Genomic DNA, 14,156 nt, shown 5'->3' with positions numbered 1-14,156 from the left:
GCGATATGAACGATACCGAACAGCGGCTCGACGCCGCCCTCGACCATCACCGGGCTGGCCGGCTTGCCGAGGCAAAGGCGCTTTACGGGCAGATACTGCAGGCGCAGCCTCGACAACCGGATGCACTGCATCGGCTTGGGCTGCTCGCCTGTCAGACCGGGCAACACGAAGCGGGCATTGCACTGATGGAACAGTCGCTGACGGTGCGCCCCGATGCGGTGTGTTGCAACGATCTGGGCATCGTGTTGCGCGAACGCGGGCGGCCCGGCCAGGCAATCGCGCAGCACCGGCGCGCGCTCGCGCTGCGGCCGGACTATGCCGAAGCGCACAACAATCTGGGTAACGCGCTGAGAGACACGGGCGAGCTTGAAGCAGCGGCGGCCAGTTATCGCCATGCCATCGCATTACGCCCGGATTTCGCGCAGGCTTACGTCAATCTGTCCGCCGTATTCCGTCGTCAGAAGTCGTATGCGCTTGCGGTGAGTACCGCACAGAGGGCGGTGGAACTCGCCCCTGCACTCGCGCAGGCGCACAACAATCTGGGCAATGCGTACCAGGGGCTCGACGACCTTGCTGCGGCCGTCGCGTGTTACCGGCGCGCAGTCGAACTCGATCCGCCCGATTCCGCTATCCATCACAACCTGTCGCTGGTCCTGCTCAAGCAGAAACAGTATGGCGAGGCGCTGACGCATTGCCGTCGCGCGATGCAGACATGCGCGCCCAATGCATCGATGTATGTGTGTCTGGGCGATATTCTGCGCGCGCAGGGCGACATGGACGGAGCGATCGACGCCTATCGCGCGGCCCATGAACGCGATCCTCACGCAGCGACCCTGGCGCTTCAGCGGCTGCTGTTTTGCTCAGCCGGTTCGCCTCACGTGACCCCCGCGCAGTTTCTGAACGATGCACGGCACTATGGCCGTGTGATGGCCAGCCGGGCGCGTCCGTTTCATCACGACCGGCAGCAGCGGGCCGCTCATGCCGCGGGTCGCCCGCTGCGGGTGGGTTTTGTGTCACCCGATCTGCGGCAGCATCCCGTGGGCATCTTTCTGGAGAACGTGCTCGCGCACATCGACCGGGCCCGCATCGAACCGGTCGCGTATGCAACGCATCCCGCCGAAGACGAGGTCAGCGCGAGACTCAAGACGCACTTCAGCGCGTGGCACAGCCTGGTGGCGCTCGACACCGGGTCCGCGGCGCAGCGCGTTCTCGCCGACAACATCGATATATTGATCGATCTGGCCGGTCACACCGCATGGTCCGGACTGCCCATGTTCTGCTGGAAGCCTGCGCCCGTGCAGGCGAGCTGGATTGGCTTCTTCGCGACGACGGGATGCGAGGCGATCGATTACGTCATCGGCGACCGTCACGTGCTGCCCGCAAGCGAAGAAAGTCACTTCGTCGAACAGCCGTGGCGCCTGCCCGACAGCTACTTGTGCTTCACACCGCCGCCCTATGATGTCGAGGCCGCGCCGCCACCCATGTTCGCAACAGGCACGGTCACGTTCGGCTTTTTCGGAAAGCTCACCAAGGTCACCGACGACGTTGTCGCGCTCTGGTCGCAACTGCTACACGCGATACCTCGCTCCCGTCTGTTTCTGAAAGCGCGCGAACTCGAAGCACACGACATCCAGCAAGCGATTGCCCGCAAATTCGCTGCACATGACATAGCGCCGCAGCGCCTGACGCTGGAAGGCGAATCGCCGCGAGATCAATACTTTGCCGCCTATAACCGCGTCGATATCGCGCTCAGTCCCTATCCGTATTCCGCCGGCACGACGACGGCCGAAGCGCTATGGATGGGTGTGCCCGTGCTCTGTCTCACAGGCGACCGCTTCGTCATGCATATCTGCGAAAGCATGCTGCACACGGTCGGACTCGAAGAATGGATCGCGCCGGACAGACAGGCGTACGTGGAGAAGGCCGTCGCCTTCTCGAACGATCGCACAGCGCTGGCGCACTTGCGCGGAACGTTGCGCGCACGAATGCTAAACTCTCCGCTGGGCGACGCGCCGCGTTTTGCACGCAGTCTCGACGCAGCATTCCACGCGATGTGGCAACGCTACGTCAGCGGCGACGGTCCGCCGTCTGCGCAAAAAGCGAGCCATCACGAAACCTAGAAATCGCCACACCCGTGCTGACTGTTCAGCAACATGCAACTATTCAGATTTGGTTGCGAGCGCACACGTTTCCATTCGACTGCAAGCAGATCCTGATTGTCGCCCGGCGGCGCCGTGCTGAAAATCGGCTGGTTCGAGCCGATGCAGATGTTGGTGCCTTGCAGGTTGTTCTCGTAGACGAACGTCTGCTGCTCGTTGCTGAAGAACGATTGCAAGCCCGCATTGGCGACGGGATTGATCACAGGAACGACAGTCAGTGTGCCCGGCACTTCATCGACGATATAACCGACGCTCGACGCGAAGTTCGGATTGATCGGATATTGGCCCGGCTGCGAACTGCCGTTGGCCGGGGTCGTCAGCGATCCCGTCAGCGTGCCGCTCGCCGTGTCGCCATTGATCAGTCCGCTGACGGTAAACGTGAAAGCCGGGTTCGGTGCGCCGGCGACGCGCGTCGCGCCGTTCGCGCTCACCGTCACGGTCGGCCGCGCGATGTACACATAGTGATCGCCCGTCGTGGAGACTGTGCCGCCCCAACTGCAACCCGCACCGAATGTGCATCCGTAGAAGTTGGGCTGCGCCGTGTTGGGCTGCACGTTGCCGCGCGTTTCACCCGTCCACGTGCTAGCCCAGATCCGCCAGCCATTGGTCGCGCTCAGCGCGCCCGCAGTGCCTGCATTGAAGAGCCCGTTCTCCGCGACAAGATCGACCGTGCCACCCGCAGTCAGGCTGCTGTTGAGCGCAACGTTGCCGGTCGTGGCCTGTGCCACCAGATTCCCCGTGAGTGTCGAATTCGTGCCGTTCAACGTGGTCAGCTGGCCGGTGCCCGAATCATAGATCTGGCCGGTCACGGGTCCGATCGCGAAACCTTGCGAATTCGTGAAGTTCACGTTGCCCGCATTGACCATCGCGAGCACACCGACATTGTTCTGCGGATCGGTCAGTGTGAAATTGCCGGGGCCGGCGAGCAGCAGGCTCGCTGCCTGAATCCCGCCAGGATCGGTGACAGGTCCGGCCGACGACAAGGTCAAGGTATGGCCCGGCATCGACATGCCTGCGTTCATCGCAATGCCCTGGCTGCCGGTGCCCGGATTGGCCAGCGTCAGGTTCGTGCTGAAGACGGGTGTCTGCGTGCAGGGACTCCCGTCACATCCCGCGCCGCCAACCGTAATCTTGCCGGTCTGGGTCGTGCTGCCTAGCACGATGTTCTGGAAGCCACTGAACTGCCCGTAGAACGTTGCCTCGTCGATACTGAGACCCGGCACGGTCACGAAGAGTCCAATCGGCAACGCATCGCCGCTGGTGAAAGCGAATGTCTGCGAGTTCACGCCGCCGGGAAGAATCGTCAACGTACCGCCATTGGAAGCAATCAGGCCCGTCGTACCGACTCCCTGGATCAACAGGCTCGTGGCGGTGTTGTCGTTCATCGCGCGCAGTGTGACGTTGCCGCCCGTTCCGGCCGAGATGAGCGTGCAGCCCGCGCAGTCCCCGGTGATCCGCACGCCGGGCAACGCCTGGTCGGTCGATCCGGCGATCGAGACCGACGTACCCGGTCCCGTTGCCTGAATTTTCGAATCCGCGATGCTCACGCCGATTCCGTTGGCATTCTGTGCGGCCGTGCCGGACCCCGTATAGACGCCACGGATATCGATCGAACCGCTTTGCGTGCTGATCGTCGAATCGAGTATGTCGATACCCTGGTTCGCGAAGGTGTCGCAGAAGTTCGTCGGCCCAGCGGCCGCGCCGTAGAGCCTGATCGCGCCAGAGCCGGTGGTCAGCGTCACGCCGTCGAGTTCGAGGCCGGGGAAGCCCGAGCCGCTCGCGGGTACCGTGCCCTGATTGACCTGGATATCGATTGCGCCGCTGCCGGTCGTGATCGTCGTCCCGCTTCCGAGGTTGACCGCCGACGTCACGCTGCCCGGCGTTCCCGTGCCGCGTAGCGTCACCGTGCCGTTATCGACGCCGCCCGGCGCAGTGACGCTCGTATCGATCGCGCCGTCGATGTTGACCCGTATGCCATCGTTGGACTTGCCATCCAGACCCGCACCGATTGCCACGCTGCCGCCATTGGTGGCGAGCGTGCCGTTGATCGTGACGGAGTTGGCGCCGGTCGCCGCCTGCGACTGGTTCGCCGCAAACACCAGGTTGAGCGAACCCGCCGTCGCGGTGATGCTCTGATCATCGAGAATAATCGAGCCTGCGGCACTGAACGTGAGCGTTGGAACGTTGGTCGAGGCAACCGACTTCGTGATCAGCGATTCAATGTAGATGTTGCCCAGTTGCGCCCCGCCCGTTCCCGTCGAGATCGTCACCGACGTGCCGTTGTTGAGCGGCGTTTCAATGTCGGACTCGAACAGGAACGTGTCGTTGCTGGTTGCCGTGAAGGTGATGGACGACGGCGGGGTTGCCGGTACGTCCGCCGTCGCGACATCGGCCGTTTCGCCGTTCACGATATAGACGTCGAATGGATCGAGCAGCCACTTGCCGCCTTGTCCGTGCGGCGCCGAGGCATCGACCTTCAGCCCGCTGGTATCGAGGTAGTGACCCGACGTTTCGATCAGCCCGCCGTCGCCGCCCTGCGCGCCGCCTCTGGCTGTCAGCGTCCCATACAGACGGCTCGCGGCCGTGCTGAACACGACCACATGGCCGCCGCTGCCGTTGGCGAGCGCATCGGCGTGAATGCCGGCTGTCGGCGACATCCACACCGCGTTCGCGTTGCGGATATCGGTGTCGCCGCCTGCCGCGCCGCCGCCGAAGCGCACGACGCCACCGCCCGCCGCGCCGCTCGCGTCGATCCGTGCGCCATCCGTGAGCGCGACGTCGTAGCCTGTCACATCGACCTGGCCGCCTGACCGCCCCGCACCGCCCGTCGCATCGAGCGTGCCGCCGACCATCGCCACACCCGTCGCGCCGCCGTCGAGCACGATACGGCCGTTGCGCTCAGCAAGGCTTTGCGCACGAATGATTCCCTGCTGGTTGATGACGACCGCCGCCAGTGCATCGGCCGTCTGCGCGCTCATCACCACCAGTCCGCCATCGGCGGCCAGCGTGCCGGTGTTGCCGATCAACGCATGCGCAGCGCCTTCGTTGATCTTCAGCGTGGTCAATCCGTCGCCGGCAAAGTCCACCGTGATGTCGTTGCCCGCGCCAAGCGCGACCGTCCCCAGGCGCGCACTCACCGTGCCCGAATTGCTGACACTGCCGCCAAGCAGCACAATGGTGCCGCCTGTCCCCGCGACCAATGTGCCGGCGTTGCTGACGGGCGCAACCGAGTTGCCGACGAAGCGAAAGTTGCCGGCCAGAAAATCTGCGTTCGAAATATTGAGGGTCGACGCGACCAGCGACCCGACATTCACCGACGAACCCGGTGCAAAGATCACGCCGGCGGGATTGACGATGAACACCTTGCCGTTGGCACGCAGTTGCCCCGCGATCGTGCTCGGGTTGTTGCCCATCACGCGGTTGAGCAGCGCCGCCGATGACGAAGGCTGGACGATCGTCACGCCTTCGTTCGCGCCGATCGAAAACGTGTTCCAGTTGACGATCGCTTTCGGCGTGTTCTGCGTGATGTTCATCTGCCCCGCGCTGGGCGTGTTGACGCTCACTGCTCCCGACACCACCTGGGCGCCCGTCGGATTCGCCAGCGCGCCCGGCACGCACGACGCCGCGAACAGCGCCGCCACCGCACTGGCGACGGTGCCGGCACGCCGCGGCCGCAGCTTGATTGGCTTCTTCATCGCACACCTCAGTGCCGGGCACAGCCCGGCTTGAAACCGTTCTGACCGATTCCATTCGCACGACGCCGGCGGCTCCCGAAAGAATCCGTGGCGCGCGAGACGAACATCACTTCTCTCCCCGAGGCATCAGAAAGTCTTCGTCAGTTGCACGTAAAAGCGCGGCACCTTGTCATCGCCGGACGTGTCGGAGCCCGTCGTGCGCCACGCAACCGTGCCCTGCAGCGCAATGCCGCCCGGCGCGATCCAGTACCCGCCGAAACCGACGCCGCTGCGCGTGATCACGTTCGGCCCCTGGTTCGGCCGCGAATTCGCGTTGTACCAGCCCGTGCCGAAATCGAAGAAACCGAACACCGTCGCCTTCGAATTGATCGCGTAGCGTCCTTCGACCGTCGCGACGAAGCCCTCGTCGACCAGCCCTTCGGACGGCGAATAGGCGCGCACCGCATGGGGGCCGCCCAGCAGGAAGCGCGACGAGTTGTCGAGTGTCGTCGCGGCCCACTGCCCCGATATGCCGGCGAACATGCTGAAGCGCTCCGTCACCGCATTGAGACGGTTCGCGAAAAACGTCGCGCGCATTTCGGTGCCCTGGGTGTTGCGCCCGAACGCGGACGCGTCCAGTTCCTCGTTAGCCGCATTCCTGAAATGCAGGCTGCCGATCAGCAGCTCCACGTCCGCACTGTTGAAGCCGCCGCCCACCAACGTGTCGCGGCCCTCGTAGCTCAGACCGATGCTGCCCTCGACCAGCGAGCGCGGATTGTGCGAGTCCACCGCGCCGATGTTGTCGATCAGGTCGCGATACTCGATGTTCGCGCGGGCCAGCAGGTTCTGGTTGCGGGTACGCAGCAGCGGCTGGGTCACCGTCAGGTCCGCGACGGTCGCTTCGCCCTGCGCATCGAGCGATGCAAACTCTTTGCCGAGCGCATAGTTGAGCCGAGACAACGCGACACCCACGCGCGTGCCGTACGCGTTGACAGGCGCCTCGTAGCCGATGCGGCCATACACGGTATCGAGCCGCTCGCTGGCGAGAACCCGCACGTCGAGGTTGTCGCCGATCATGAACGGCGAATTGAGCCGTGCCAGCGCGCCCAGACGCCAGGTGCCGCTCGACGATGCGCCGTAGTTGTCGAGGTCGACCGCAAACGTCCAGCGTTTGGCGGGCGCGATGCTGATCGTCAGATCGACCGTGCCGGGCTCGTTGCCCGTTTCGATGGCCGACGTCACGAGGATGCCGGGCAGGTCCGACAGCAGCAGCATCGTGCGCTCCAGATCGTGCTGCTGCAGCGGCTTGCCCACGGGAATCTGCGCAACGCGCGCACGCACCAGGTCTTCACGAATCGGCGTGCCTGCCGCGATATCGAGCCGCACATGGCCGACGCGTCCCTCCAGCACAGTGAATTGAACCGTGCCCGCGCTCACGTCCTGCGGCGGGATCACCACCTGGGCGAGCAGATAGCCACGCGCGCGGTAGACCTGCGTCACCCTGGCGGCAATCGTTTCGAGATCCGCAAATCCGATCTGCCTGCCGATCTGGTCGCGTACGGGTGCAAGCAGATCTTCCGAAGGAATGGAGTCGTTCCCCTTGAACGTGATGCCTTTGAGCTCGAACGTCGGACCGGGCGCCGTGACGGGCGGCGCAGCCGCCTGCGGCACAGCGGGCAGCGCCTGGCCGCCGCCCGGCGGCGCCGGGCGCGTGTCGCGCGGTGCGGTTTGCTGCAGGATGCTGCCGGCATTCGGCAGCGTCTGGCCCCACGCGATCGTTCCGCTGCAGGCCAAGGCAGCCGCAATCAGTCGAAGTCTGTTCATTGTTCTTCTTAGCGCGCAAGGCTCAGGCGCCAGCCTCCCATCAGGTCGAATGGTGCCCAGAAGAACGGATGTGCAAAGCGTGGGTTCTGCATCACCGCGAGTTGCGCGGTCCGCATCGCGTCGATGGCTTCATGGCCGTCGGCGAGTTGCGAGTAGAAGGTGCGCATCGTCAGCGCGCTGGATTCGTCGGCCACGGGCCACATCGACACGATCAGGCTCGTCGCACCGGCATAAAAGAAAGCGCGCGTGAAGCCGAGAATCTCGTCGCCGCGCGCGATTCGCCCAAGCCCTGTTTCGCAGGCCGACAGCGTGACGAGCGACACGTCGTTCAGCTTCAGGTTATAGATGTCTTTCGCGAGTAGCGAGTCCGGGCCGTCGGCCGGCTGCGTCGCGGGCGCGAGCAGAATGCGCGAATGCAACGGGTCGATCGTGTCGGCCTCCGCATGGGTGGCGACATGCAGTACTCGCCCTGTGGGCGCATTCTCGCGAAAGCTCACGCGCGTCGCACTGGATTGCAGAAACACTTCATTGCGCGCAAACAACGGCGCAATGCCGCGCACCTCCGCCTCGGCGCCAGGCAGTGCATAGGCGGGCGCGATGGTCGGATTGCCGAACGCGACCAGATTGCTCGCCACCTGCCGCTCGCGCGTGGCAAGCTGCACCGCGACGCTCGCCGATGGTTCGAGTGCGATCGGGTGGCGCTGGATCAGGAAGCCGTCCGGGCCGTGCAACGCCTGGTACGGCAGATAGTGCAGCGCGCCGTGCGGAACGATAATCAGCCGATCATCCGCACGCAATCCGAGTGGCGCGATCAGCAGCGCGTAGAGCTTGTCGCCATACGTGATCGCAGTCGGCCGGCGGCGCACGATGGCATTGCGGAAATCCGTGACGGCCGTATCCATGTCGGCGCGTGCGATCGGCAGCGTGTAGCCTTTTAGCCCTTCGTTGCGGATCACCCACACGATAATCGCCTTCTCGAGGCTGTGATATTCGACGAGCGTCTCGTTCGGCTTCAAGCCGTTGCGCACCACGTCGAGGCCCGGCACGTTGCCGTTCAGCTGGCGGTCGTCCACGCCGGCATCGACGCGATTGCGCACCACATCGAGCAGCGCACGCGCGCGGCTGCGCTCGGACAGATTCCATGCCGATGCATAGTCGCCCACTTCGACCGTCAGCGCGATGGCCATTTCGAACACGGACTGCGTGTCGCCGAAGAGACCCGTCTTGAACTCTTCGCTGCGAAAGCGTGCGCGGATTTTCTCCGAATCGTCCACGGCCAGCAGGTACGCTTCACGCGCCCTCGCTCGCTCACCGAGCGCGAGATCGGCGCGGCCGATGCCCTCGTGCGCCCACAGACGGTCGTAATTCGCGTCGCTTCCGCCGCTCTCCGACAGCAGCGTGGTGAACGCCAGCAGCGCCTCGCGGGGCTTGCCTTCGGCGAGCAGCAGATTGCCTTCGATACGCCGGTATTGCGGCGCGAGGTCCGCGCTCGGCGCGGGACTCGCGGCGTCAAAGGTCTTGCGCGCACCAGCCGTGTCGCCCGCGGCAATCTGCGCGTTCGTCACGGACAGCAGCACCAGCGGACGGTAGCGCGGCGACGCTGTGTCGAGCGCACGCTTGTATGCGTCCAGTGCGTCTTGCGGGTGGCCGCGGCGCAGCGCGACATCGCCCAGCACCTTGTTGGCGGGCGCGAATACCTGTTCGGGCGCTTTGGGGGTCGAGGCCAATGCCTCGGTGGCATAACGTTCGGCGTCGTCGAGATCGCCGGCGTAGCTGTAGGCGATCGCGAGATCGCGTTTGGAGAGCGCGGCCAGATCGGCGTTGTCGGTCCGTTGCGCCATCACCAGCGCACGGGCTGCTGCCTCGACGCTGTCACGGAAGTCGCCGCGCTCGGCTGCCGATACGGCCATGCTGCAGTAATCGTAGGCAGGCAGCGTGACGCGATCGCGCGAAAGCAGCAAACGTCCTTCGGAGGTCAACGATTGCAGTGTTTCGGCATCGCGTTCGCGCTCGGCCGCCTGTCGAAAGCCCGCCGATTCAGGCGCGAGACCTGGCGCCACGCCGCTGGCAGATGCGGCAGGTGCGGCCGCTGTTGCCGCGAATGCGCCGCCGTCCAGACTGAACGTTGCCCAGCCGGCAAGCACGACGATACCCAGCATGCGCTGCGCCCCGCCACGCCAGCGCGTAGCGCCGCCTTGCACTCCACGCCTCGCGGTGCGCGCCCTGCAGGACATCGGGAATCGTATGCGTTCGTTCACATCGTCTTCCTGCTGGACGGTCGATAAACGCGACGGGAGAGCCGTTGTGACTGCGAGGGCATGCGGGCCAGAGCGAGCGCCACTGGAGCTACCTGCAACTCTTTATAAAGAAACGATTGTGAGCAGGTCATTTTGAAATCTTCGCCGCACGCCAGAGGCATCGGCACATGCATTGACAGCGTCGACGAACTGGCAACCGCTTCAAAAACGATCGCGTGATTCGTCTAGTAGATACACGCGTGCGCGTGAGGATGCTGCATGCTCGTTCGCAGCGCCTCTCGACTGGACTTTCCTGTGGATCACGTCCTGATGACCAGCCACGACGACAAGACGGTAATCGTGTCACAACCGCCCGAGCCCGAGCCCGACAGCCGGTCGATCCCGGCCGGGACGGCAGGCGCGGATAGCACCGGTGACGCAGATAGCGCGACCATCATGCCGTCCGTATCCGCAGGCGGCGACTCGCATCACGCGTTGCCGACCGGCACGCGGGTCGCGGAATTCGAAATCAGGGGATTGGTCGGCGAAGGCGGCTTCGGCATCGTCTATCTCGCCTACGACACGCAATTGGGCCGCAATGTCGCGCTCAAGGAATACATGCCATCCGCGCTGGCTTCACGCGGCAGCCGTGCCGAAGTCTCGGTGCGCTCCGAGCGCCACGAAGAAACCTTCCGCGCGGGCCTGAAAAGCTTCGTCAACGAAGCGCGGCTGCTTGCGCAGTTCGATCATCACTCGCTCGTCAAGGTCTACCGGTTCTGGGAGGCAAACCGCACCGCCTACATGGTGATGCCGTACTACGAAGGCGTGACGCTGCGCGATGCGCTGCGAGCGAAGCAGGCGCCGCCCGACGAAACGTGGCTGCGCACGCTGCTGACATCGCTCATCAGCGCGCTCGATGTGATGCATCGTGCGCAGTGCTACCACCGCGACATTGCGCCGGACAACATACTGCTGCTGAAAGACAGCGGGCGACCATTGCTGCTCGACTTCGGCGCGGCGAGACGCGTGATCGGCGACATGACGCAGGCGCTAACCGTGATCCTGAAGCCCGGTTACGCGCCCATCGAGCAGTACGCGGAAATCGAAACGCTCAAGCAGGGACCGTGGACCGACATCTATGCGCTCGCGGCCGTCGTCTACTTCGCGATCGTCGGCAAGACGCCGCCGCCCTCGGTCAGCCGGATGATGAGCGACAGCTACGTGCCGCTCGCGACGCAGGCGGCTGGCCGCTATTCGGCAACCTTCCTGCAGGCGATCGATCACGCGCTCGCTGTCAAGCCCGAAGAGCGGCCGCAAAACGTGCAGGCGCTGGCGGCGGAATTGGGCCTCGCGCTGGGTGGCCAGGATGGCGCGCATGACGAGGCCGTTGCGATGGCGTCGCTGCGTGCGGCTGCACCTGCCGCGAGTGCCGCGAGTGCCGCGAGTGCTGGCACGGCGGCATCCGCAACAGGCAGCGCGCTTCGTACGGGCGCGGCAGCTTCCAACAACCCGGCCACGTCCGGCACTGGCGCCAAAGCACCGTCCGGCCCGGACAACGTATCGCATGGCGCAAGCCGGCGCGCCACATGGATAGCGGCTGGCGCAGTCGTCGTTGCGCTGGCGGCGCTCGGCGGCTGGTTTGCCTTGCGGCCCTCGACGACGATCGCGCCGCCCGTCACCGCCCGCGATCATTCGACGGCGCCGGGCGCGGATCACGCGCAGACCGGAACGCCGCCTGCGCCGCAGGCGGCCAGCACCGTCATCGAGGCGCCGTCGGCACGTGCGCCTGCAAGCGCCCCGCCGACCACGACTGCGAACACCGCACAACCCGCCGCACCGACCGCACCCGCAGCACCGGAGCTACCGCCGTACACGCCCGACGGCGAACTCGACCGGATCGTCGCTCTCGGCGATCCATCGATCCGCGTGACGGCTACGTCGCGCAGCACGACCGCGCGGATCAACAAGGATCATCTGCAATTCAGGGTCGGCAGCAATCGCGCGGGATACGTGTACGTGTTCATGGTCGATCCTGCCGGGCAATATCTGATGCTGTTTCCGAATGGACTCGACAAGAACAACGCCATTGCCGCGGGACAGACGCTTTCGTTGCCGCGCGCGAGCTGGCCGATGATGGCGGGCACACCGGCGGGTCCGAACCATTTTCTCGTGATGGTCTCATCGGCGCCGCGTGACTTTTCAGACGGCGGGCTGCACAGCGAATCGGTGTTCGCGGATTTTCCGGCAGACGCGCAGCGCGCCGCCGCGACCCGCCGCACCGGCAGCACGTCACCGTTCGCCGGCAAGCCGCAATGCGCGGCAAGCGCGAGCCAATGTCCGGACACGTTCGGCGCGTCAACTTTCACAATCAACGTTGTCGGTCCGTCGACGTAGCGGACAGGGTTGTCCGCACATCGGCGACGAGGAGGCGGCATGCACAACGTAGCCTGGAAGCTCGGTCTGATCGTGGCGCTCGCCGGTTGCGCAAGCAGCCAGCCTGCATCGACGACGACCTTCGGGCCGGCGGGCGGACAGCCAGCCCCGGCGTCGATCCAGCCGGTAGCGCAAGTGGCGTCAGCCGTGCCCACGCCTGCTGTGCCAACGCCCGCGGTGTCAACGCCATCCGCACAGACTGACGCGGCCCGCGTCACGTCACCCATCGTGGCCGTCTCGCCTGCTCCCGCTGCAAGCAACGCAAGCAACAGCATTGCCTTCGCGACGCGTCACGCGTATTACGCGTCGGCGCGCTTCGCCGATCTGCCTGGCTGGAGCATCGACGACTTGAGCGGCTCGTGGGACGCGTTCAAACGCAGTTGCGCGGTACTCGGCTCGCGGGCCGGCTGGTCGGAACCGTGCGCGGCGTCGCGCACGGTCGATGCGGGCAATGCGGCCGCCATCCGCCAGTTCTTCGAGACGTACTTCAACGCTTACCAGATCCGCAATACCGACAAGAGCGGCGACGGCACGCTGACTGGCTACTACGAGCCTCTGCTCAATGGCAGCCAGCAATATGGCGGCGCCTTCCTCTACCCCGTCTACGGCACGCCCGACGACATGCTGTACCTCGATAGCCGACGCCTGCCGGACAGCGCGCGCGGTTCGACGAGCGCCGCGCGCATCGAAGGCCGTGCAGTCGTTCCCGTCGCCGACGCCACGCCGGGGAGCGCGAAAGGTGTCTACGTGCTCGACCTGCGCGACAGCGTGCCGGACATACGCGACAAGAAGATCCGCCTGCGGCTCGATCACGACCGCATCGTGCCGTACTACACGCGCGCGGAGATCGAGCGCGGCGCGCTCAAGGCGCCGATTCTCGCGTACGTCGACGACCCTGTGATGCTGTACTCGATGCAGGTGCAAGGCGCCGGCAAGGTGCGCATGCGTGACGGCACGGTGCGCCGCTTCGCCTACGCGGAACAGAATGGCCGGCCATTCCTGCCGCCTGTCGCGCGCACGAATGGCGGCGGGCAGCGGATCACCGTGCGCGGCATGGATGTCGAGATCGACGTTCAGGATGAGTCGTCGACAGGCAACGCCACTGCACAGACGGTGGGAGATGCCGTCGGCGGAGTCCCGGCCACACGCTCGCAGGACGACGATGAACCCGTGTCGCCGCTGCTGCGCGGCTTCAAACTCGCTTCAGCCACACCGCAAAGCGGCGACCCGGTGACACCCGCCGTACGTCCCGCTTCCACCGGCAGCCTGGCAGGCACGACATCGAATGGACCCGGTGCTTCGAAGACGGGCGGCGCAGTGGCAAACAACGCTCCCGTCAAGCGCGTGTTCGCCATATCGGACCCCAGCTATGTGTTCTTCAGGCTGATTCCCGATTCGCCGAATGGCCCTGTCGGCGCGCTCGGCGTGCCGTTATCGGCAGGCCGCTCCGTGGCTGTCGATCCGCGCACCACGCCGCTCGGCGCGCCCGTCTTCGTCTCGACGCGCGACGATCCGCAAGCCCCCGGCGCAATCGACCGGTTGATGATGGCGCAGGACTCCGGCGGTGCGATTCAGGGCGCGGTGAGAGCGGACTATTTCTATGGCTTCGGGCAGAACGCGCAGACGCAGGCGAGCCGAACGAAGGAACGCATACGGATGTGGGTGCTATTGCCGAAAGGGCTGCCCATCTCCGCGAGAGATGCCGCGCTGAAAACGCGGGGCGGTGGCGCGGCGGCGCCGAGTGCCGATTGCGTCGTTAGCGATCCAGAATTGTGTGTCGACGATACGCCTTGAGGTCTGGTAGCGCGCTACGAGACGCAGGTTTCGCT

The 14,156-nt window shown here is 65.3% G+C and carries 6 protein-coding genes; 3 read left to right on the top strand and 3 right to left on the bottom strand.

The annotated features are described in order from the left end of the window. The first annotated feature begins 5 nt into the window (after positions 1 to 5). On the top strand, positions 6 to 2,120 hold the full coding sequence (locus G3O01_RS13375) for a tetratricopeptide repeat protein (protein ID WP_205805308.1): 2,115 nt from the start codon (positions 6 to 8) through the stop codon (positions 2,118 to 2,120). Here the strand turns inward: G3O01_RS13375 and G3O01_RS13370 are convergent. From G3O01_RS13370 to G3O01_RS13360, 3 genes are all read right to left on the bottom strand, one after another. Continuing rightward, positions 2,117 to 5,854, bottom strand: coding sequence for a filamentous hemagglutinin N-terminal domain-containing protein (locus tag G3O01_RS13370; RefSeq protein ID WP_205805305.1), 3,738 nt, complete (start codon positions 5,852 to 5,854; stop codon positions 2,117 to 2,119). The two genes, G3O01_RS13375 and G3O01_RS13370, sit on opposite strands and share 4 nt — an antisense overlap. 126 nt (positions 5,855 to 5,980) lie before the next feature. Further along, a complete protein-coding gene (locus G3O01_RS13365; RefSeq protein WP_205805303.1) occupies positions 5,981 to 7,657 on the bottom strand; it encodes a ShlB/FhaC/HecB family hemolysin secretion/activation protein in 1,677 nt (558 codons plus the stop codon). 8 nt (positions 7,658 to 7,665) lie between these two features. Beyond that, positions 7,666 to 9,816: a CHAT domain-containing protein gene (locus tag G3O01_RS13360; RefSeq protein WP_205805301.1), complete on the bottom strand. Its 2,151-nt coding sequence runs from the start codon at positions 9,814 to 9,816 to the stop codon at positions 7,666 to 7,668. Between the two features lie 393 nt (positions 9,817 to 10,209). Here G3O01_RS13360 and G3O01_RS13355 point away from each other — a divergent pair, with 393 nt between their 5' ends. Further along, positions 10,210 to 12,288, top strand: a complete 2,079-nt coding sequence (locus G3O01_RS13355) for a serine/threonine-protein kinase (RefSeq protein ID WP_346779179.1) — start codon at positions 10,210 to 10,212, stop codon at positions 12,286 to 12,288. Between the two features lie 39 nt (positions 12,289 to 12,327). Then, positions 12,328 to 14,121: an MltA domain-containing protein gene (locus G3O01_RS13350; RefSeq protein WP_205805299.1), complete on the top strand. Its 1,794-nt coding sequence runs from the start codon at positions 12,328 to 12,330 to the stop codon at positions 14,119 to 14,121. Positions 14,122 to 14,156 lie beyond the last annotated feature (35 nt).

Source organism: Burkholderia sp. Ac-20365 (assembly GCF_017104715.1).
Lineage (GTDB): Bacteria > Pseudomonadota > Gammaproteobacteria > Burkholderiales > Burkholderiaceae > Paraburkholderia.
Note: the sequence above shows the minus strand (reverse complement) of the source record. Positions and strands in the feature narration are given on the sequence as shown.

Bases quoted from the DNA above. Each gene is read 5' to 3' on its own strand.
- G3O01_RS13370 (WP_205805305.1), bottom strand. From the start codon at position 5,854: ATGAAGAAGCCAATCAAGCTGCGGCCGCGGCGTGCCGGCACCGTCGCC.
- G3O01_RS13350 (WP_205805299.1), top strand. From the start codon at position 12,328: ATGCACAACGTAGCCTGGAAGCTCGGTCTGATCGTGGCGCTCGCCGGT.
- G3O01_RS13375 (WP_205805308.1), top strand. From the start codon at position 6: ATGAACGATACCGAACAGCGGCTCGACGCCGCCCTCGACCATCACCGG.
- G3O01_RS13360 (WP_205805301.1), bottom strand. From the start codon at position 9,816: ATGCTGGGTATCGTCGTGCTTGCCGGCTGGGCAACGTTCAGTCTGGAC.
- G3O01_RS13365 (WP_205805303.1), bottom strand. From the start codon at position 7,657: ATGAACAGACTTCGACTGATTGCGGCTGCCTTGGCCTGCAGCGGAACG.